This is a genomic window from Bacillus sp. FSL K6-1218 (assembly GCF_038006445.1).
Lineage (GTDB): Bacteria > Bacillota > Bacilli > Bacillales > Bacillaceae_G > Bacillus_A > Bacillus_A thuringiensis_S.
This window is the reverse complement of sequence record NZ_JBBOVE010000001.1, coordinates 3,482,738-3,505,423: the sequence shown is the minus strand read 5'-3', so window position 1 is coordinate 3,505,423 and position 22,686 is coordinate 3,482,738. Positions and strand designations below refer to the sequence as shown.

Sequence of the window (22,686 nt, the reverse complement as noted above, 5' to 3'; positions counted from 1 at the left end):
TCGTAGTCTAATAATTGCTGAATCTAGAAAAATAACATATTCGAAAGGAGGACAGATAAAACTCTGCCTGTGAAATTTAAATCGCTAAATGGTAAAGTGTGGATAATAGGATGTAATTGTGGTTTCATTTCGAATGGTACCATAAATGAATGTGGAAAAATAAAGGAGAAAAATTTAAATAAACTATATAAGTAGTAAAAATGAAAAGGAGAAGTATCTAGTGTTTAATATAAAAGAAAGATTGGGACAAATAAAGCTTAAAACGAAGTTGTCTATGGCATTTATAGCAATATTAATTATACCAAGCCTTATCGTAGGAGTATCATCTTATAATAAAGCAAAAACAGATCTTAATGAAACAATTCTACAATCAGCAAAAGATAATATAAGTATTTTAGATAAGATTGTTGATGATGAATTAGAAAATAAGCATACAGATGTCACTCATTTTGCAAAGGTACTCACACAAGGGGATTATAATCCTGAACAATCGCAAAATGTACAGAGTAAATTTGATCAATATATACAGTTACATCCAGAGATAGAAACGATTTATACGGCATCCAGTAACAATCAATTTATTCATGCACCTGTTGGCAAAATACCAGAAGGGTTTAATCCGTTAGAAAGTAGTTGGTATAAGGATGCAGTAAAAGCAAATGGAGAGATTATTGTTTCATCTCCCTATAAATCAAAGTCTACAGGAAATATGGTAATTGCAATTGCAAAGCAAAATGCAGATAAAAGTGGTGTCATTGGCGTAGATTTGAATATTACAGATATCGTAAAAACATCCAAAATGATAAAAATTGGAAAGCAAGGATTTGTATCTATAGTTAGTCAAGATAAAACTATAGTTGTTCATCCATCACTAAAGCCTGGAGAGAAATTAGAGAAAACTTTAGCGGATGAATTGTACAAGACAGAAGATGGAGTAATTACTTATAGCCTCAATGGCGAAGATCGAAACATAAGCTTTAAGACAAATAAAAAAATAGGTTGGAAAATAGCTGGCGTAATGCCTACGAAAGAAATTGAAGAAGCTACTAATCCTATTTTTTATAAAACGCTCACTATAATAGGGGCTTCATTATTGTTAGGTGGAATTGTAATTCTATTCATACTCAGATCTATAATTACTCCACTAAGACAATTAGTCATTTCAGCTCAAAGAATTAGTCAAGGAGATTTAACCGAGAAAATAGATATTCGTTCAAAGGATGAACTTGGTCAATTAGGTGGTAGTTTCAATACAATGGCAGAGTCGTTACGTAATATTATTTCTCAAATTAACACATCTGCAGGACATGTAGCTGCGTCTTCTGAGGAACTAACTGCTAGTGTAGAGCAAGCAAGTGTTGCGACAGAACAAATTACAAAAGAGATGGAAGAAATCTCGAACAGTGCAGAGGTTCAAAATAATGAAGTTGAGTCTGGAGCTGAATTAATTGGTGAGGTAACACGAAATATTCAATATGTAGCTGAGAATGCATCTGAAGTATCGGCTTCATCCATATACACAAAACAAAAAGCCAATGAAGGTGAACAATTAGTAGAACAAACTGTAGCACAAATGCAGTCTATTCATCACTCTGTTTCTCAATCCGATAATGTAATAAAATTATTAGATAAGAAATCGCAACAAATTGGAAGTATATTAGAAGCGATTCAAAATATTGCGGAACAAACAAATTTATTAGCATTGAATGCAGCAATTGAAGCAGCTAGAGCAGGAGAACAGGGGCGAGGGTTTGCAATTGTTGCGGATGAAGTTAGGAAGCTAGCAGAGCAATCATCCGAATCTTCGATGGAAATTGGAAGCTTAATTAAGGAAATACAAGCAGACGTACATGAGACTGTAAAAGCTATGAATGAAGTGGGAGTAGAGGTACAGTCGGGAATTAAAGTTGCGAACGATACAAAACAAAGTTTTTATGAGATTTCAAAATCTGCAAATGATATTGTGTCAAAAGTGCATGGTATGGTGGAACTATCTAATACTATGACTACTGATGCAATGAAAGTCGATACATCGATTGATCAAATAGCTATGGCTGTAAAAGAGAATTCTTCAAGTATGCAAACGATAGCTGGTTCATCTGAGGAACAACATGCTTCTATGGAAGAGATAAATTCTTCAGCAATACAATTAGCACAGATGGCAGAAGAACTTCAAGAGTTAATTGGTGGATTTAAGATTTAAGTTGAGATTCTAGGAGAGAATGCTAGAATCTTGTTACAGAGTGGAAATGCATAGTAAATAAGTATAATATGTACTCTTTATGCGTATTGAACAGGCAGAAAAGCCATTAAAAAACCCTCCATTTGGAGGGTTTTTTAATACATTTACATTAAATTTGTGGTGGTGCACCACCATAATCGCCAACACTATATGAAGGAGCAGGATAATGCCCATGAGTAGCAAGCTGATCTGTTTTAGAAAACTGAAAAATTCCCACCGTTAATACCCCAATAAAAGCAATGCCTGATAATAATAAGCTAATTTTTTTCATTATTTTAACACTCCTTTTGCGATTGATTTTTGTCTTGCTTGATAACAAATATGGAAATAGTCACTTACCTTTTGGTGGTTCTCTAATTGTCTACATTTTGTGGCAAATAATTCAGCGTATTCGACAACATATTCCCATAATTCTTCTTCCTCAAAGTATAAGATTCCTTCTTGAATGATTTTTTCTAATTCTTCCAATGGAATATTTTCGTTTAATCTTTTTAAAATAGAGAAGTGGTGTGTGTATTCTTCGTTATGAATTTTTCTGCAAATCTGTAATCCCTTATCAATGAGTTGGCTGGCCGTTGATTGTTCTCCTAATTTATAATGTTCCTTAGCTTGTAGGAAGATGGCCTTGAAGTGTGTAGGGATTTTCTCTGTTACTTCTGAAAGGTGACGAATAGCTAAAGTAGACATACTTTGATCAGAATACAGCCACCCCATAGTATTTTTTACGTATAACAAGGAATCTTCTTCCCTATTTTTTTGTAGTAAATCAATTGCACAATGTAGATATTCTTCTGCTTGTTCGTACTGTTTTAAATAGATGCAGCAACCACCTAGCAAACTATTACAAAAAGCTGTTTTTACTTCATAACCTTCATACTTTGAAAAGATTGCTCTCGATTTATTTGCGTATTCGATAGAAGCGAGATTGTTATAGGTATGGTGATAGAAAGTAGCAATTCTATAGTAAAATTCAGCATGTTCAATTTCATCTGGTATAGCTACCAATATTTTTTCTGCTAGTTTATAATGTTCCTCTGCCTCAGTATAATTTGATATAAAAGTGGAATGAATGGATTTGAAAAAGTGATAATAGAATCGTAGAAATTGATCTGTAGGCATATCATAATCGCTAATAGTATCAAAACTATTTTGTTGAATACCAAGGCTATCTGTTAAGACCTTGTAACGAAATTCGAGTAGTGAATAGTATAGTAACAAATTTTGATCCTGATGTTCTTGATCCGGTTCAATGCTTAACTTATTAATTTTTTCATCAATTTTCTTTTTTAGATTAGTAGCTTTTATAACTTGTTGAGATAGCATAGCTCGATACCAGTCGTTCAATAGAGAGGTTAATTGCTCATTTCCCTTTACTGAAACACTCATAATATACGCCCCCATTTTCTAAAAAAATCCTAATCCAATTTAATTATAAACATCATAACAAAATAGAAGGAAAAATGGAGTGTTATTACAATATTTTTCAAGAAAATTCATAAAAAATAATCAATTTATGTCGAATATACTTAGAATAAAACATCCAAAAATTATCAAAAGATAATAGGAGTCTTTATACGTTCTATCAGGTGAACTTAGAAACTGTGATTGAAGATTTATGAAATTTTCTTTTCTTAAAACGGATCAATTACGTATTAATTTTCAAATTATTTTATCGGATACATATAGTATGTATCACCACCAAATGTATAAATCTTGCGTATGTAAATAAGAAGAGAATAAAGAAAACAAAAGAAGAACTTGTAAGAATTTCTACAAGTTCTTTTTTGGATAATGTAAAAAGGTGAAACAGACTATCTCATTATTTGTAATAGTGAAATTATCTTACTTATGGTTTTGTTTTATAGAAGATGTACTATTATATTTGAAGATTTGTTCTTAATGTTGATTAAAGGCAAATTAAAGACTGGTAGGGGAGAAGTGCATAAAAGAGAAAGCCTTCTTTACTTATTCTGAAAAGATAATTCAAAAAGCAATTTGTGTATAGAATAAGCAATGCATGAATTCATCGACATTGGTGATAATAAATAAGAGAATCATAAGCATGAACTTTAGTGGAATAGCTACAAGAAGGGGATAATTATAAAATTGTTAAAGCTCAGTATAATTCTATAATAGTAGATATAATTATTGGAATTTTTATCTTAGTTACTTTTCGGGTAGGATAAGTAGAAGAAAATAGGAAGTTTTTCTTTGAAGAAAGCTCTTTTGACAGGAATAGATTTTTTCATAACTAGAACAAATAAATTAATAATCGCATATACTGTATTGTCGTTAAAGCAAGGCATTATTTTCTCAGAACAAAGGAATCACTAGAAAAATATGTGATTCCTTTATTCTACAGTATAATGTCAATAATTGATTTAAAATAACTGAGGAAATAAAATCTTTGTTAATGGATAATTACATCATTTTAGGTATAGTAGGTTTATAATTTAGACTATAAAAATTAATGTGTCTTTTATTATTTTAGCTAAGAGGACCCCCTCCTTAAGGAATTCACAGCAAGTATGAGTAAGTGGGAGTAGTTCAAAGCATGCAATATTGTTTGATTTGGCTAATACATAGATTTATCATCTCAGAACTGGTGTAAGAATTATAATGTTTATACCATTCTATTGTATTTTCTAAAGTTTGTTGTAGGGACCATTTTGGTTGCCAATCAAGATTGAATTTTGCTTTGCTAATGTCAAGGTTTAGTAAATTTGCTTCATGAAAATTTATTGTCCCTATATTTTCTGCTGTCCAATCCCCACAGCCCCAAATATCTAGTAAACTTGTCACTAAATTTTCTACTGGAACAATATTGCTTAGGGATGGCCCGAAGTTCCATGCTCCTGAATAAAGGATACCATTATTTATAATTTTTTCTGTAAGGAGTAAATACCCGCTTAAGGGTTCTAGTACATGTTGCCAGGGTCTAATAGCAGTAGGGTTTCTAATAATAATCTTTTTGTTTGATTCTAATGCTCGTATACAATCAGGAATAATTCTATCTATTGACCAATCACCACCACCAATTACATTACCAGCTCGAACGCTTGCAATTATTTTCTTGTGGTGAGAAAAGTTTTCTTCTGAAAAGTAAGAATTTCGATAGGAAGAAATTAAAAGTTCGCAGCATCCTTTGCTTGAGCTATATATGTCATGGCCACCCATAGGGTCAATTTCACGATAACCCCAAGGCCATTCTTTATTTTCATAGCACTTGTCACTTGTCACCATAATTCCTATTTTAGCTGATTCATGTAATCGAATTGCCTCTAGTACATTCATAGTTCCTACAACGTTTACCTCGTATGTTTCTCTAGGATATTCATATGAATACTTAACTAGAGGTTGGGCAGCTAAATGGAATACAATTTCAGGTTTATAATCTGTAAAAACCTTATTTAATTTATTAAAATCCCTAATGTCTCCACGAATATCAATTATATTATTTTGAAGGTTAGTAATGTTAAAGTTATCATTTTTATTTTTAGAATCCAATGAATATCCGATTACAGTAGCACCTAATTCATTCAACCATAGGGATAACCAAGAACCTTTAAAACCAGTATGTCCAGTAATTAAAATTGTCTTTCCGTAAAAAGCATTATTAAAGTTTTGATTTAACAATTAGTCCACCTCCTTTAGTACCCTATTTTTAGGGGGTTAGGTATAAATGTTTATTATTTTTATACCAATTAACAGTTTTTATAATTCCTTCTTCAATATTAATTCTAGGTTCCCAGGAAAGAGAGTTTTTTATTTTTTGCACATCTGCTTCAGGAACCCATCTTTCATTAGTTCTAGAGGGAATTGCACCGTAATTTGGTCTGGAATTGGTTTTCAAATGTTTGAATAATAATTCTACATAATGTTTCAAGGGGGAAATAGTGCCACTCCCAATATTAAAGATTTCATTTTGTACAGTAGTATTTTCTACTGCTAGGATACAGGCATCTATTATATTTTCTATATAACAATAATCTCTTAATTGATTACATAAAGTTAAATTTACATCTTTGTTTCGTAATACTTGCAAGATTATATAGCTAAAAATTTTATGTGGCTCCTCGCTTTCTCCGAATATGCCAAAAGGTCTTAATGTTATAAGATTAATGCTGTTTTCGCTAGCAATTTGATGGGCGAGTATAGTAGCAGCAGCTTTGGTACTTCCGTAGATATCCACAGGAGTTAGTAACATATTTTCATGAATAGGTTCCATCTTGTTACCGTATTCAGAACTACTCCCAAAATTGATGATTTTTTTACAATTCACCAATTTTGCTGCTTGAATAATGTTACATGTCCCTATAATATTTGTTTCTATAGCATGCATGTAATCTGTATGGGCAGAATTTACACCATAGGCTGCCAGGTGAAAGATATAATCCGGATTAACTTTCTTTATTGCATCTTGTACTTGTTTTTTATCTCGTATATCTATTTCATAGGTTTCAATATTTTTTATAATATCCTTTAGTCTCCAAAAATTTGATGGTGTTCTTATGAAAAGAACAATTCGTGCTTGTAAATTTAAAAGTCTTCGTGCCAAGTGAGAACCAATAAAACCGTATCCACCAGTAATAAGGAAAGTTTTATTTTTAAATGAAGTAATCATAGTGAAAATCTATCCTTTATTAAGATTTGTTTTTAAATAAGGAGAGTATCAGTCTTAATTGTGATGAGGGGAGGAGTATTTAAAATAATTTTTTATTGTCGTTGTATCAATTTGGTCAGCAAATAAAGAGGAGGGGGATTTTTGAAAAGTATTATGAAGGGTATGACATGTCTTGTTCAATTGTTCAATATAAGGAATGTATATATAATCTAAAACTTCTGGAGGTAATTCTAAAGTTTCTTGTTTCCATAAATCGAACTCATTTGGATTAATAATTTGCATACTTCCAAAATGAAAAGCTATTAATTCATCTTGATCAATAAAAACTTTTTTATCTGTTTTTGATATAGAACTGCTATTTAAAATGACATTCCAAGGTGCTGCATCAATACCTTTATGAGTCATGATTTTAATATTAGAAAAGATGTTAGGAATGTGATTTAAATATTTTTGGTCACCCCATCTATTCATTTCAACATCATAATGATTATTGCAATATTCTAGGCATTTATCTTTCCACCATGTTAAAATTTCTTTACTATTTTGATCGTTTTTGAAGCCTACTAAACCAGCTTGGTATATACCGTGTATGTTTTCAATTTCAGTAGAGCTTCTTTGAGGGCAAAGGAATACAGAGTATTTCCACCATTCATCAAGAATGATATTAGGTGCTGTAAAGAAATACATATCAGCATCACAATATATAATGTGATCAACTTCCGGATAAAGACTAAGGACATGTAGACATAGGGGCGCTTTTAATGTCCAACAATATTCTTGTAAACTTCTATCATTTTTTATACTGAGGAGTTCATGATTTTCAATATTTTTTACCGGAATTAGTATGGCGTGCTTTAATTTTAATTTCTCTAATATTTGATAAGTTAAATCATCCATACAACAGATCCATACAGTAAATTTAGCGTTGAAATTTTCTAAGGAATAATAAGAGGTCAATCCTTGAATTAATCGTTCTTTACTTATAATCATGGAAAAGTTCATAAAATGATTGGATTGATTCATTTTTCTTCTTAATTGTGAATCTTTATATAAGGTTTGAGCTTTATTTATATCTTTTTTACTTAAAAATTGTTTAGTATCTTTATTGAATTTATCTTTTAATTGATTTAAAACAAATTGAATTCTCTCTAAATACGGAGTGTAAATATGGTTTAATATATTATTGGGTATTGAAATTGCTCCCAAAGACCAAAGATCAAAATCATTTGCATTAAAGATAGTAATACATGCAAAATGGTAAACAACTAGTTTGTCGTTTTCAATAAATACATCGTTTTTAGTCTTGTCAATTTTATAATCGTTATTATATATACAGTTCCAAGGCGCAGCATTTATACCTAAGTTATTTGAAATTTTTACTTTTGGAAAATATATAGGGATATAATCTAAATACTTTTGGTCTCCAAATTTCCCCTCCTCAGCCTCGGCACTGCACCAATCTAGACATTTATTTTTCCACCATCTTACACTTTTTAGTCCATAGAGATCATTCTTAAATCCAATTAGCCCAGCCTGATATTTTCCATACATTTTTTCTACCCAATCACGATCTCTTTGGGGGGTAAGGAAAATGGAGTATTCACCCCATTCCTCAAAAATAATATTAGGATCAGAGAAAAAGCATAAATCACCATCACAATATAGAATAGATGGTAAATCATAATTGACCAATAAATATTCTATCAAGACAGATTTTAAAGTCCAACAATATTCATTTACTTTTCTTTTTCTTTTAATTGCTTTTAGTTCACTATCTTCTAATTCTTCAACTTGTAAAAGGTTTACATTAATTAAATTCATTTCTTTTAATAGTGAATATGCAAAAGGGTCTATACAACAAATCCACAATGTGAATTTTTCTGAGTACTGCATTAATGATTGCTGTAAAGCAATGATTTTCAAGACATATTCACTACCTACAATGACACAGAAATGATTATTTAGATCATGTTGTTGATTATAGAATTGGGGATTCATTCTTTTTTGAGTATTTTTTTTGGAGAGATTTGAAGCTTTAATTCCTGTTGAAAGCGGGTTAACTATTTTCTCATTAGAGGGGATATACAATCGAGGTAAACTTATTTTTTTATCATTAGAGTTCAATGTTTATTCAGTCCTCTCCACTAAAATTTATTAGGATTCCAACTTTCATCTACAGTTTTTAAATCTTTAGGTGTATCGACACTAGCCCAAAAGTCATTGTGTTCATAGACTGCGAGCTCATTGTCTTTTATTAAATTGTGAAGAGGATCTTCTTCTAGAACACAATCATCACTATCACCTAAATAATCGAATATTTCTTTGTTAAATACAAAAAACCCGCCATTAATTACTTCATCAAGTAATGGTTTTTCTTTAAAATCAATAGCAATTCCATTTTCGACCGCCAATAGGCCATATTGACTATTTTTTTTAATTCCAGTTAATGTAGCAATTTTTCCTTTTTCTTTATGGAATGCTATTAGTTGATCAATATCTATATTTGCTAATCCATCGCCATAAGTTAATAAAAAGGTTTCACCCTGTACAAAGGGTTCAAGTTTTTTTAGCCTTGCCCCGGTCATTGTATCAATTCCTGTATTTATAAAGTGTATATTCCAATTTTCTAATTCCTGAAGTAGCGTATATTGATTGGTTTTAAAATTCAAACTAAAGTCATTCTCTTTCCAGCTAAAGTCCATAAAATATTCTTTAATTTTCTCACCTTTATATCCTAGGGGCAAAATGAAATCAGAATGTCCATATTTTCTATACCAATTCATTATATGCAAGAGGAGAGGCTTTCCTTGAACTCGAACTAATGGTTTGGGAATGTCCTCTAAAATTCCTTGCATCCGAAGCCCTTTTCCGCCACACAAAATTATGACTTTCATAAATTTCTTTCCTTCCTCTCTATATATTTTACTAATTTAAACTATGTAGTTTGTTTGATAAATGTATACACGGTTGTACCATAATGACAATCAACTAAAAAATATATGTTAGATTTATAATTCAAATGCTGATTAAACGTGAAGAATACGCACTGTAGTTTATTCTCAATCTTATGTAAATTAGGTTATTTTAAAATCAATGCTTTATTTTATTTAATACTAATGAAAGAAATTGCTTGTTTGTAAGATAAAAGAAGGGGAGGGGAATCAAGGGAATTGAAGAAGCTTATAATGAAAAATCTAAGAAGGAAATTAACTATTTAAAGGAAAAGTGAACAAATATTACATTGTAGATTTTACAAATTTAAAAAAGAGCACCGTATAAAGGTGCTCTAGTGATGGAATCAATTTTGTAAAGAACCATTTATTCAATAAAGAAGGACTTATGAATTATTATATGAACGGTTTATTAATTAAGTGTGTATCAATTAGATGGGAATTTTATTTCTCTACACCTATTTTAATTTACTGGCAAAATCATGTTAAAAGTAAGAAGAAAAGTATTAAGTTAATGTTATTTTATTTAAAATATAATCCCAATCGGAATCATCACCTTCCCATCTATCCTGATAACGTGGGAGTTCAATTGAACAAACCCTCGATATTCCCCAATTTTGTTCAACGATATTAGATATATCCTCCTTAAAATTGACAATAAGAATATTAAAATCTTTATTTGTAATTTCGGATAATACGTTTTTTAATTCAACCGCTTCATCTCGATTTCCCCAAATCCTAATGAATAAAATTGATTCACTACTATTTATTTTTTCAAGGAATCGATTAATTCTAGTGTCTAATTTAGCTTTAAAAGAAGGATAGGTTGATTTCCAATCCTTTTCTGAGTCAATAGGAAAGTCATGCATTGAAAAACAATTATAATAAGTGTCCTTTATACAATAGGTAATTCGTTCTGCCCATTTAGTTTGATTATCAAATTCTGATTCAATAAGACCGTAACTTTCTGAACCTTCTATGACCATATTTTCCAACTTCATAAATTTTTCAAATCGATTTTGAAGTAATCTGTTTACATCTGAAAGTGATGGATAATAAAACCAATCTAAAGGTCCAGAAAATGTTCTTAAATGATGCCTTTTGATTTGGTTAGTGACTTGACACAAGCCTCCTAAACTTACAATTACGCCATAGGATTTTTGTATATCATCTAGGTTCATCCTGATCATCCTTTTTAAAAGTAATTTAAATTATCTATTCAGTATATGATGCAATAACATATTGATGTGGACATATATATATCAAAGTACATAGAGCTAAGATATTGGTATAAATTTGAAAAGTCAAAATCCCTAAGTTAAGGAATTATATCTTTAATGTTATATCATTGAGTTGCTATTGGGATGAAAGCTGGTAGGGATTATACTCTCCAGTAACTTAAATTAGAAACCAGTCCTTGATTACTATAGTAAAATTGTTGTGCCTTTAAAAGAATCCTTAGATAAAAAAGAAAAATCTATTGGTTAGCATTTAACCAGTAGATTTTTCTTTGAGTTATTATCTTTTACATAATAATTATAGAGGATGGAAAATTCCACTTAGAAATAATTTTAAGCAGAAGAATAGACTAGTCTAATTTCTAATGGTCCCAGTATCTTTTATTTTGACGTGTGTCTTTACATTTATTTTAGCCTCTGCTAACGCTTGCAACCAATTTCCTTTTACTTTTTTCCACTCTTTATATTGAAATGCTCTAGCATATTGGGATAATCCGATTGGATCAATTTTATTCTGTTGTATTTCATATAACATATTTTGTAAATTGTTATTAATTTCTTTTTGAATAGCACTTTTTAAATTATTTATATTTTTTTTATTATCATAGTGCCCTTTAATTGAATTCGCATTGGTTTTTTCTATTAAAGCTACATTAGCGTAAATATCGAGATTAAATACAAACTTTCCGTTTTGAAAATTAACAACTACCTTCCTTGTCGCGTTCTGTACGAATATAGAAGTGTTTGTTTTTTTGTTGGACTTTTTAGGAGGAAGCGCAAGGTGTAGTATCATTCGCCCGCTACTTTTTTGCTTATTTATAAGATTGAAAAATTTAACATCTTTTTTAGGGATATGAGTTAAATATTTCCCTTTTCGATTTAAAAATGCAATTCCTACTGTGTCGATTTCATTCTTTGTTTTTTTGATAATTGGAACAGTTTGCGTCATTCCTTCTTCATTTTGTTCTCTCATTAATTGTTGAATTGTAGAAGAGACGGATTGGTTATTTTGAATTGACGATTCGATTACACCATTTATATAAGATGAAAGTGATGGTTTACTAGGCTTATGAATTGTAAAAATTTCTTCTGCAGGTCCATCTACAAGTACTACTTTAGCATTAATGGTAGCGTAAGGGTCACGGTAAGAAGAATCAAGCTCCTGCAACCAATTTGCTTCTTGTGCTAATTTTTTTCCAATTAAAATGATTTCAGCTTTGGAAGCTGTCATAAAGCCAGTTAACTTCGTATCTATCTTACTGAATCCAGTATATACAGTGGATGCTTGTGTCCAATGTTCTATAGTACTTTTTTGCTGTTTATGATGAAAGAGTGGTATGCTTGTTCCAACTTTTATGTCTCCATTAGGGGTTCTATCCAAGCCAATTAACAGGATTAATGAAACCTTCTCAAGAGGAATTCTCTGACTACAACCAATTATATATACACAACAAATTACAATCCATATCCATTTTCGAATCAAAGTTGTTTCCTCCTAGTAATCCAAGTAAAAAGAATACCGTAAGCGAAAAATAAGATTGGTAATAGAATAAAGAAAACGACATTTAAGATATCCATAAGAGAATATATAAACAAATATTGATCCACATCGGGATTTAGGAAAATAAATAGGCCAACTATAAATAACATAAAAGCAAGCAGCGCCCAATTGCGGGCGTTTTTTTGAAGTGAAATGGCCACAGATTCAAAACTGAAAAATAAATACGGATATATCGTAGTGGAAAAGACAATTAAATAGTAAGCGATATATATAATTTCTAATCGTTCTATGAAAGAAAAACGAACCCCTTTTAACAGATGAAATACTGGCCAGATTACGTCTTTTATCCCCTCTGGACTAAAGTATATATAAGAAAGAATAGTAACATATAGATAGAAAAACATGGTTCCAGTATTCGCTATTAGTAGTCCTTTTATGGCTTTTTGTTTTTTTTGTAAGAATGGGTATATATAATATGCAATTTCTAGGCCAGCATAAGGAGTAATGGTTTCTTTTGTTGCCTTTACAATAGGATATAATCCTTCTTTAAATATAGGTAGTAGGTGTAAAGGATTGTAGTTAGTCTTTAGCGAAAAAAGAAGAAATAGTGGCATCCAAGTAGTGAAGAAGAAAACAAGCATAGAATAACTAGTAAGAGCCCTTAACCCACTCAGGGCTAAAATAATAAAAGGTAATAGTAATAATATGGTGATTTGATAAGCAGGAGTGGAAGGGAATATCCACACTTTTACAATATCGGTTGCCTTTAATAAAGTATTAAATCCAGCAAAAAATAGATAAAAGGCATATGCAAGAAAAAGAATTGTCCCTATCCATTTACCAAAGTATGTTTTTAAGATTTGTGAGAAATTTTTGTTAGGATTTTTTTGTAACATTAATATAATAAATACCCCGATTATAGAAGTAACTATCCATCCGAGAATGATCGAAATCCAGCCATCTGTGCCGGCATTAGTAGCAAGTGGGCTTGGCATAATTAACATACCAGATGCAAGTTGCAGCGAATGAATGAAAATAATAAATTCGAATAAAGTTATTTTTTGGAACTTAAGATTCCCCATATTAACCACCTTCTTTTTTCTTTCTTTGTTTCGGCTGTCCTGTACTCGAGCGGGTGGTAATCATCGAAATAGGAAATCTTACAAAAGAATCTTTTAACTCTTGGAGACGAAATGGTGCGATTGGCATTCCGTATGGTGAACCATAGGAGGTTAGTGAAACAAAATGAGCAAATAAGAGCATTAATCCACTAACAATACCTACAATCCCATAAAAGTAAGCCAATAACATCATTGGAAAACGGATAAGGCGTATAGAACTCGATAAATCATAATTAGAAACAATAAATGAAGCAATGGCTGTAATAGATACGATAATAACCATAACGTTACTAACAAGACCAGCTTGAACAGCCGCCTGTCCAATTACAATCCCTCCAACGATTCCAATAGTTTGTCCAATTGGTTGTGGTAAGCGAATGCCAGCTTCACGTAGCATTTCTAGTGTAATTTCCATTATAAAAGCTTCCAATAAGGGGGAGAAAGGGACTTTGACTCTTGATGTTGCAATAGAAGTGTATAAGTCTATAGGAATAATTTCAAAGTGAAAAGAGACTATAGCAATATAAAATGCGGGTAAAAAAATAGCTATAATAAATCCTGCGAATCGTAATAAGCGAAAAAATGATGCGATGAGCCAATGAATATTATAATCATCTGGGGTTTGAAAAAATCCAATCAAATTCATAGGAACAACCATTGCACCAGGTGATCTATCCATTAACACTGCTACTTTCCCATCAAGTATATGATTTGAAATGGCGTCTGGGCGTTCGCTTAAATAAGCCTGTGGAAAAGGAGTCCAATTTTGATCTTTTGTATAATTAGATAGCTCTCCAATACTTAATACCGCATCTGTTTTGATTTTACAGATTCTAGTTTCTATTTCTTGGACTACATCTGCGTTTGCTACATCACCTAAGTAAATTAAATAGACTATAGAAGTGGCTCGTTCTCCAATCGTCAGCTTTTTGATTTTTAACTCTGTAGAAGGAATATATCGACGAATAAGACCTATATTTTTTGTGGCATTTTCAATAAATCCATCATGGGATCCTTTAATAGTAACTTCTGAAATTGGCTCTTGAATTGCTCTTTCTGCCCAGCCTTTTGTATTTATTAGAAGTGACCGCTTTTCTCCCTCCATAAACAGTACACATTGCCCCTCAAGTAACCCTTCTTTAATTTCATTCCATGTATATACTATTTTGGTATGAGTAGCAATAATATTAGAATTAAATATTTGACTGTCTTCATTTACTTCTTGTAATAATGGTGTAACAACATTGGTTTTTAATGCAACACCATCTGTAAGGCCTTCAAAATAATATAGTAAAATATTCGTGTTTGTTTTTAATTGCAAAGGATGTTCAATTAAATCTGCACTAATATTAAAGATATTATCTAGTGTATTTTTAAGTTGTTTTAAGTTACTTGTTTGGATCTTTTCAATGGTTTTATCTGTCTTAGTTTCTAAGGTCTCTTCATTTAAGGACAAAATTGACACCTCTTTAATATATAACGATTAGTTGTATTTATTATTTTTATATGATTGAATTTTATTCACTAATTTAAACTAATTGGAGATAAGAATTAATAAATTTGATGTGCTATATTATTAATTCAATAATTGAGAGCAAAAAGCAGATGTAATTTGTGTGGAAATTTAAGTATTAAGATAGAATTGAAATTTGAATGATTATAATAAAAAGAACCCTTGATAGGTTCTTTTTTAGTTGGTAAATATGTTGTCAACAATAGATGGCGATAAAGGTAGTAATTTAGATGTCTTTATGTTAATCAGCTAAATTTTGTAGGAAGAATTCTTTTTTCATACCTTAATACTCAATGAAAAAGGATATTTCATTTATTTGGGTGTTCTAGTGTATTTGAATTTTGCGCACTAACAAATTTTGTTTAGGGACAAAATGCATTTTCTTAATTATCAGAAAAAAACAGCGCGACAAAATTCCTATTAATTATTTTGGTAGGTATCAAATATTTCTTTGGCCTTATTTTCTTGATATTACCGTACGTTTATATGTTTCTAAGGGAAAGAAATACTTTCATTTTTATTACCATCTATTGTTTGATTAAGATGGTAACATGAAAGTGAAACGTTTACAACCAGAAAATAAAGAAAAAATATTAAAATACGACTTCTTTCGACAATCATTCTATGTTTATATTTAATTTTATTATAGGAAAAGGCGGAGGGAAGTGGACCTTTTCCTATAAACTGTTTTGTTGGAATTAGAAATAACTAAAAAAGTAATAATAGCTTAAAATTAAAATGAAATTCAATGATAAAATTATTATTGAATTTTTGAACCTCAGGTGTCTTGAAAGTATGGTCAAATTTTAATCCACTTTGCGTTTCTTCCTTTTGTAACTAGCTTAATATGGCCAAACAGTTGCAAGGAATTTAAAGCCTTACTGATTGTACTCTCTGCAATGTCTGGATAAGTGTTACGAATATTTTCTTTAGTAAAGGGTTGTTTTTGTTTAAGTATAAAATCCTGAATTCTCTCAACTTTAGTATGTTTACATATAGAATCTAGAACTGTGTTATGAAGATCTTTGTAAGCCTCTAATATAATGGTTAAAAACGTTTTTAACCAAAAGCTATTATTATGTTCCTCGCAGTACCAATTCACCGAAGATTTATAAATCGAATTGTAATAATCAGATTCATGTTTCTTAATATATTTATCCAGACATACATATTTTACAAATGTATGTCCACTCTTAATTAACAGCAATTGCATTAACATAAATGCCAGCCTGTTATTACCTTGATTGAAAGGGACTATGCAATAAAAATTTAATATAAAACGAGCTATTAATAAAAGTGAATGTAGCCCCTTACTAGTATTTAATGAGTTGTATTGATCACATAATTGCTCCATAAACTGTGGAATAAGTTCATGCGGAAGAATGCGGTAACTATTCAAGTGCATTCCATGTTCCGGAATTCCTGGAATGATAAAAGGTTTTTCACGCCATTTGGCACTGTCAGAGGTAATGTAATGTATTAGTTGAAAATGTAATTCCTGTATAGTTGCTGGATTGATTAATAAAGTACAGGAGTTTTTATGTACAAAAGAAAGTGTTTGATAATAGCAAAAAATAGCATCTTCCGAAATATTTTGAGGTACGATATCATCTAAAATAAGTTCTTTTAATCTTTTATTAGGAACTTTTATATCCTCATAAATAGTTGTGAAATTTTTTATGTAATGTAGTGGTATAGTTTTTTCTAAGCTATTAAATATGTCTGGGTTTTGTTCCTGATAAGCAGCTAATTTTCCTTTTAATTCGCTAATTTCACTTATTAAATTTATTAACCTCCTTTTTAATTCAATATTTTTATACTTATCATCAAAAAAGTCTCTCATTTTTGTTCCCCCTGTAACCCCTTAACACGTTGTTGCATATATCTTTCCATTCTAAAGGTATTCCACGACATCATTGTAAAATAACGACATTTTCGTTCTGATTTTAAATATATATCAGAATCTATATTTTTATTTAACAATTAAAACATGGAGATTATAAAGAAGAATCGTTAGGATTCAATTTTAATAGGCATAATCCTAACATCAAATGTACAAATGTACAATAAAAAAATAAAAAATAAAAAACTATCGACTCTTTTGAAAGATTATTTAAAAGGGTTTTAAGAAATTGTAGGTATAGAGTGCTTTAGTTTAGCAGTAAATATTGAAGTGGTAATAAAGTTTTCATAGGTAATCATAAAGTAGATAAACTATTAATTTGTGACAATTATGTGTCTAATCTATTATATACTTTTATGAGAATTCTAAAATTAAATCCTAAAGAGCTGAATTTTCTATATTTATCATAAAGATCAGAAGAGGCGTGTTGATGAAATGTATCATTTTATATAAAAATATGTAACGTTTAATACTCGTATTGTAAAATATTTTGACATACGTTAATTTAAGTATTAGGTACAGGAACATTTAATAAAAACTCAGTACTAAAATACCCTTTAAACGTTTCACCCTAAGAACCGTTTCTCAAGCACACTGAAGTTCATCCTTTGTTTCTGTGCCTTATTAGATAAAAATAACACAATAAATTATTAGAATGTGATAATTAAAATTTGATTTTTAAATCTTTTCTCTTTTCTTAAACGTTAACAATCGCTTGATAATCTGTTTAAAGTAAGGAAATACAGGATAGAAAATAGTTATTAATAAAGAAAATACAGTTAAGCTAGATACCTTAAGTTATTTTATGAGTAATTAAGCGTTAGTTTGAATTAGTAGGGGTATCATATGTGTTTTAACCTCAAGTGTATATGTTTAAGGTTAAAGGATTTGTGAGTGGTATAAAAGTAGGGGAAGTCTGGAAGAAACGGATATAATCGGTTTCTTCCAGACTTTTTTGCTTTTTGTAATATAAAAAAATTTTTTTCCTATATGAGGAATTTTTTTTATTTAATATTTGAATTTTTTGTGAAATTAAATGGAGTTTTTATTCTTCTTTTAATACATAATGTTACAAAATTGCGTAATTGTATTTACTTTATTTTTATAGGAGATTAAAAATAATAATAAATGTACCAATTTATGAGGGATATTAATATATTAATTAACGATTTGTTCGTTTATCCCTATATTGCTATTATATTAGCGAAAGCAATATATTGGGGGGGACAAAAATGAAATTGAAATTAACATCTAAATTGGAAAGATTAAAAACAAGTAAAAAGGGGATTGGTGCTTGTGTATTGGCTGCAGGCATGATGGCAATCACAATGACTCCTCAAAGTGCGTATGCACATGGGTTTGTTGAAAAGCCGAGTAGTCGTGCTGCTTTATGTAGTCAGAATTATGGGGCATTAAATTTAAATTGTGGAAATGTAATGTACGAACCTCAAAGTCTAGAAGCACCTAAAGGATTTCCAGATAGTGGACCGATTGATGGGAAAATCGCTTCGGCAGGAGGATTGTTTGGAGGTATTCTTGACCAACAAACATCAAATCGTTGGTTCAAAAACACAATTAAAGGTGGAGTAAATACATTTACATGGAAATATACAGCGCCACATTCTACAAGTAAATGGCATTATTACATTACAAAAAAGGGATGGGATCCTAACAAACCATTAACACGTGCTGAATTAGAACCAATCGGAACTGTGAAACATGACGGTTCGGCCGCATCAAATAATTTAACACATACAATTAATGTACCAACTGATCGTAATGGTTATCATGTTATTTTAGCTGTATGGGATGTAGCAGATACGTCAAATGCTTTTTATAATGTAGTTGATGTAAATTTAGTAAATAATGAAACTCCTGATACAGTAGCTCCAAGTCAACCAACTGAATTAAATGCCTCTAAAGTTTCTGCCAATAGTGTTGAAATAACATGGAAGGCTTCCACTGATAATATAGGTGTAAAAGAATATCAAGTGTTACGTAATGGAGAAGTAATTGATACGGTACCAGGTACAACTTTTATTGATAAAAAATTAAAAGCAGATACGGAATATACTTATACAATAAAGGCATTAGACTCTGCTGGAAACATATCAAAAGAAAGTGAAAAACTGAAGGTTAAGACAACACATACAATCCCAGATATAGAGGCTCCAACTCAACCAAAAGGATTACATAGTATGGGTACAACATCGACAACTGTTGATTTGATGTGGAGTCCGTCAGAAGATAATGTAGGTGTTGACCATTATATTGTATATAGAGAAAGCGCTGGGGTTATGAATAAAATTGGGACAGCGGCTAATACATCCTTTATGGATAAAGATTTGAAGGCTAATACATCGTATAAATATGTAGTGACGGCGGTTGATTTAGCTGGAAATGAATCTAGTAGAAGTGATGTTTTGAATGTAACAACAAAGTCAGAGGATTCCGCATATGAAAAATGGGATGCAAGAAAAGCATATACTAAAGGTGATAGAGTAGTACATGAGGGGAAAGTGTACGAAGCGGTTCAAAATCATCAAGGAAATGGCGACTCAAATTGGATTTTTGCTTTATCGCTTTGGAAGCCAGTTTTGAATAAATGATAAGCTGAAAAAGGTAGTTTACAATTTTGGATTGCTCTTTAAAAATTAAGGGCTGTTCCAAATATAATGATCTAATGGATTAAATGATATGTTAATAAAGTGAAACTGTAATCAGTGGAGGTTTTGTTCATCCCCCACTGATTATCAGCCCTCACCAATCGGGCTTTTACGGGCGCCCGTTAATGCGGGATAAAATTTAATCGCTATCCTAATGTTTACGAAATGAAATTAAAAAAAGAATCCCTATGGAATTCCATTGGGATTCTTTTTTTCTAATTTGTAATAGCGTAAATTTTCACTGTGAATTTGCTAGTGGCACCAATTGGACTTGCAATATAATATTTAGTATTTGTGTAAGCTTCAGTCCTAGATTCATGTGAAATATTTTTCCAACGAGTGGAATCTATTCCCAGGGAAACATCAATCATTACATTGAAAGAAATAGTAGAAGGATAATCTTTTTCAGAAGGCTCAATAACCCATTTTAATTCTTTGGTACCTACAGGTAAACTATCAATTTTAAAGTTTTGGCTGGATCGATTTTGTTGCCCTGATAAAGGACTAGATTCAGATGCTATTTGCGAAATTAATATTTCTTTTTCATTTGAATGTATACCATTTAATTTAATGATACTATCAATTAAACCTGGACCAGGAAAATCAGCTGCGATGATACCAGAATGTTTAATTGCGCCTTGTTGTAAGAGTTCGGTCCCAAGTGTATTCATCCCCCCGTAGTATACTTGTCCGTTTCTATCGCGAGGGAAATCACTCCACGCATTAGTGGAATTCGTTTGAATCAATTTAGGACTACTGTCAGTATTTCTGCTTTCTTTTCCGCTTGCAACAAACCAAGGATATACATTATTTAAAAATGCGGCTGCGCCCCCCGTACCACTAAAATGGTTGAGATAAATTTTTCCATTATTAAAGTTAGTATTTGTATTTTGTAGATGGTTTTTTATCGCAATCCATTTTGTATATATTTCGTTTGGTCCGCTTCCAATTTCAAATTTATCTTGTATATTCAAACCTTCGTAATCAATCCCGCACAATTGAGTGGATGTAAAGTTTTGTAAGATTACAATTTTCCCGCGGGTATCTCCTAAAGTAGGGTTATTTCTATCTGAAGTTGGTACGGAATTAGGATCCCAAAAATATGAAGCATTAACGTTTTTATATTTTAAAAATATCTCCTCAAATGATAGAGATCCATTTTCAGGAGTAGTTTCTTCTTTTAAGCGCATTAATATTGTTTCTGTTGGATGATCTTTTAAAAATTGAATGGTCTCTTTTAATACATCTTCAAACACAGCTTTTTGATTTACAACACCATGATACATTGCAAAAGAATCTTTTACACGTTTAACACGCATATCTACATATCGAATTCCGGAATTTAATTGTTGAGATAAACTCATAGTTTGATTTCTTGTCAAATTTTCATCAAGAAAACTTGCTCCATGTAAAGCCATTGTACCGTGAGTCCCTGGAATAGATATTTCACTTATTTTTGTTGAATCTTCTATTTTCGCCATCCACGATGGATTTTGATACCCTATATTTGATTCATAGGAGTAACCTGGATGACTATTAGCTAAAATAGTAGATGGTGTACTTAAACTTGCTAGTGTAATACAAGTAAGGATACTAATTTTAAAGAAATTTCTCATTTTTATTTTGTTCATTTTTTCTCTCCTGACCTTTAAACAATTGTTAGATGATTTTTTACTATATTTATTGTTTTTCATTCTTAAGATAATAAATTTTTGTATTTGAAAATAATTAACAATAGGGGGAGTAAGTTATTTGAGACTTTAATAATTTGTTATTATAAATTGTCTCTAATAGCCAAATGGATTCTTGAAAAATCGAAGTATAGCCTCCCAAAAAAAAACTGTTTATCGTATTGAATACAAACAAAACAGAAGTCCTAAAAAAGACTTCTATTTTGTGACATATAATGAATAATAAGGTGGTAAACAAATCAAGATAATGTGATTGAGTGGTAAAAATTTATTAATAGCTGTTTTAGAATTTCTTATAACAAGGCTGATTACAAAAAGCGGATCTCTACACTGCTAATAAAAATTGAAAAATTCTACTCATTAAAACTTAGACTAACTACAGTTGCAATTGATTGGGCTGCATGTTCCCAGCTTCCATCTATAACTTTACCAATCTGCTGACCAAGTGTATTTAAATCATTTGGATTAACTGGAATTCCATTATACGCAGCAAGAATTGATAAAAGTGGAGCGGCAAATGGTGTCCAACCACCTCTATCAATATTAAATACAGGTTTATCTAGTACCTTTCCATCTTGTACTGTAAACTCATAATAAAATTGATCATCTGGACGAAAACTTAAATGATGAGAAATTTGCCCCTTAACATATTTTTTTCCTGCACCTAGGTTTACTACTTCTATTTCTTTTACATTAAATTCATGTTCAAATACTTTAATTTTTTTGACTTCTGGACCATTTAAGGCAGCTTGAACGGCTGTTTCCAAATTATTTTGTGCAAAAGGTTGAATACTCGATTGTGCCTCTTTTTGTTGAATAGGAGCCTCTTTTTCTGCAGCAAACACCGAGGTAGTAGGTAGTGCACCTGTAGCTAACGTAGCTGCAAGTGCTGTTGTCATAATGATTTTTCTTTTCTTCTTCATAGTTTTCCTTCCTCTCTTAAAGTTATGATATATAATCTTTTAAAGACTGACACGGTGCAATTTTTTTCATAATGCACGTAAAAAATTAGTTTAAGAATTATGTGAAATCGTGTCAGAAAATTAAAGTTAATTATATATGTATTTAAGATGATATCTATCTACACATATTTTTTCAATTTTTAGATAAATGAAATAGTAATGACTTCTTAAGAATTAATTTAGCACCTTGTTTATCTAGAAAAGTCCTATAAACACATTTAATTCATAGTAAAAGTAATATATTTGATAGTAAATGTCTTGCATAATGCGATAA

The 22,686-nt window shown here is 30.8% G+C and carries 15 protein-coding genes; 2 read left to right on the top strand and 13 right to left on the bottom strand.

Annotation, left to right across the window (positions count from 1 at the left end; all coding sequences use genetic code 11):
- Positions 1-220: 220 nt before the first annotated feature.
- Positions 221-2,203 (top strand): methyl-accepting chemotaxis protein, encoded by a 1,983-nt coding sequence (locus MHI26_RS17820; RefSeq protein WP_000481862.1) that lies wholly within the window; start codon positions 221-223, stop codon positions 2,201-2,203.
- Positions 2,204-2,351: 148 nt separating this feature from the next.
- Here MHI26_RS17820 and MHI26_RS17815 read toward each other — a convergent pair whose 3' ends face one another.
- From MHI26_RS17815 to MHI26_RS17765, 11 genes are all read right to left on the bottom strand, one after another.
- Positions 2,352-2,513: a hypothetical protein gene (locus tag MHI26_RS17815; protein WP_000724107.1), complete on the bottom strand. Its 162-nt coding sequence runs from the start codon at positions 2,511-2,513 to the stop codon at positions 2,352-2,354.
- The gene (locus tag MHI26_RS17810) at positions 2,513-3,628 is read right to left on the bottom strand and encodes a Rap family tetratricopeptide repeat protein (protein ID WP_000116955.1); all 1,116 of its coding nucleotides are present in this window, start codon (positions 3,626-3,628) and stop codon (positions 2,513-2,515) included. Before MHI26_RS17810 ends, MHI26_RS17815 begins: the two co-directional genes overlap by 1 nt.
- A gap of 1,161 nt (positions 3,629-4,789) precedes the next feature.
- Positions 4,790-5,878, bottom strand: coding sequence for a CDP-glucose 4,6-dehydratase (gene rfbG, locus MHI26_RS17805; RefSeq protein WP_061667956.1), 1,089 nt, complete (start codon positions 5,876-5,878; stop codon positions 4,790-4,792).
- A 28-nt stretch (positions 5,879-5,906) separates the two neighbouring features.
- On the bottom strand, positions 5,907-6,866 hold the full coding sequence (locus MHI26_RS17800; RefSeq protein ID WP_000633064.1) for an NAD-dependent epimerase/dehydratase family protein: 960 nt from the start codon (positions 6,864-6,866) through the stop codon (positions 5,907-5,909).
- A 54-nt stretch (positions 6,867-6,920) separates the two neighbouring features.
- Positions 6,921-8,990 carry a hypothetical protein gene (locus MHI26_RS17795; protein WP_061667955.1) on the bottom strand — a complete coding sequence of 690 codons (2,070 nt, stop codon included), beginning with the start codon at positions 8,988-8,990 and terminating at the stop codon, positions 6,921-6,923.
- 20 nt (positions 8,991-9,010) lie between these two features.
- Positions 9,011-9,760 (bottom strand): sugar phosphate nucleotidyltransferase, encoded by a 750-nt coding sequence (locus tag MHI26_RS17790; protein WP_000864427.1) that lies wholly within the window; start codon positions 9,758-9,760, stop codon positions 9,011-9,013.
- 563 nt (positions 9,761-10,323) lie between these two features.
- The gene (locus MHI26_RS17785) at positions 10,324-10,998 is read right to left on the bottom strand and encodes a papain-like cysteine peptidase (protein WP_001046793.1); all 675 of its coding nucleotides are present in this window, start codon (positions 10,996-10,998) and stop codon (positions 10,324-10,326) included.
- 412 nt (positions 10,999-11,410) lie between these two features.
- Positions 11,411-12,538, bottom strand: a complete 1,128-nt coding sequence (locus MHI26_RS17780) for a Ger(x)C family spore germination protein (RefSeq protein WP_000619982.1) — start codon at positions 12,536-12,538, stop codon at positions 11,411-11,413.
- Entirely contained in the window at positions 12,535-13,638 is a 1,104-nt protein-coding gene (locus tag MHI26_RS17775; protein WP_061667954.1) for a GerAB/ArcD/ProY family transporter, read from the bottom strand. Before MHI26_RS17775 ends, MHI26_RS17780 begins: the two co-directional genes overlap by 4 nt.
- A gap of 1 nt (position 13,639) precedes the next feature.
- On the bottom strand, positions 13,640-15,133 hold the full coding sequence (locus MHI26_RS17770) for a spore germination protein (RefSeq protein ID WP_061667953.1): 1,494 nt from the start codon (positions 15,131-15,133) through the stop codon (positions 13,640-13,642).
- An 856-nt stretch (positions 15,134-15,989) separates the two neighbouring features.
- Positions 15,990-17,033, bottom strand: a complete 1,044-nt coding sequence (locus MHI26_RS17765; RefSeq protein WP_001204224.1) for a Fic family protein — start codon at positions 17,031-17,033, stop codon at positions 15,990-15,992.
- 1,292 nt (positions 17,034-18,325) lie between these two features.
- Between MHI26_RS17765 and MHI26_RS17760 the strand changes: the two genes are divergently transcribed.
- On the top strand, positions 18,326-19,702 hold the full coding sequence (locus MHI26_RS17760; RefSeq protein WP_061666685.1) for a lytic polysaccharide monooxygenase: 1,377 nt from the start codon (positions 18,326-18,328) through the stop codon (positions 19,700-19,702).
- A 272-nt stretch (positions 19,703-19,974) separates the two neighbouring features.
- Here the strand turns inward: MHI26_RS17760 and MHI26_RS17755 are convergent, their stop codons facing one another.
- On the bottom strand, positions 19,975-21,390 hold the full coding sequence (locus MHI26_RS17755; RefSeq protein ID WP_001033599.1) for a phosphatidylinositol-specific phospholipase C: 1,416 nt from the start codon (positions 21,388-21,390) through the stop codon (positions 19,975-19,977).
- Positions 21,391-21,803: 413 nt separating this feature from the next.
- On the bottom strand, positions 21,804-22,373 hold the full coding sequence (locus tag MHI26_RS17750; protein WP_000730216.1) for a hypothetical protein: 570 nt from the start codon (positions 22,371-22,373) through the stop codon (positions 21,804-21,806).
- Between the last annotated feature and the right edge of the window lie 313 nt (positions 22,374-22,686).

Bases quoted from the DNA above. Each gene is read 5' to 3' on its own strand.
- MHI26_RS17750 (WP_000730216.1), bottom strand. From the start codon at position 22,373: ATGAAGAAGAAAAGAAAAATCATTATGACAACAGCACTTGCAGCTACG.
- MHI26_RS17785 (WP_001046793.1), bottom strand. From the start codon at position 10,998: ATGAACCTAGATGATATACAAAAATCCTATGGCGTAATTGTAAGTTTA.
- MHI26_RS17765 (WP_001204224.1), bottom strand. From the start codon at position 17,033: ATGAGAGACTTTTTTGATGATAAGTATAAAAATATTGAATTAAAAAGG.
- MHI26_RS17800 (WP_000633064.1), bottom strand. From the start codon at position 6,866: ATGATTACTTCATTTAAAAATAAAACTTTCCTTATTACTGGTGGATAC.
- MHI26_RS17790 (WP_000864427.1), bottom strand. From the start codon at position 9,760: ATGAAAGTCATAATTTTGTGTGGCGGAAAAGGGCTTCGGATGCAAGGA.
- MHI26_RS17755 (WP_001033599.1), bottom strand. From the start codon at position 21,390: ATGAACAAAATAAAAATGAGAAATTTCTTTAAAATTAGTATCCTTACT.
- MHI26_RS17815 (WP_000724107.1), bottom strand. From the start codon at position 2,513: ATGAAAAAAATTAGCTTATTATTATCAGGCATTGCTTTTATTGGGGTA.
- MHI26_RS17775 (WP_061667954.1), bottom strand. From the start codon at position 13,638: ATGGGGAATCTTAAGTTCCAAAAAATAACTTTATTCGAATTTATTATT.
- MHI26_RS17760 (WP_061666685.1), top strand. From the start codon at position 18,326: ATGAAATTGAAATTAACATCTAAATTGGAAAGATTAAAAACAAGTAAA.
- MHI26_RS17810 (WP_000116955.1), bottom strand. From the start codon at position 3,628: ATGAGTGTTTCAGTAAAGGGAAATGAGCAATTAACCTCTCTATTGAAC.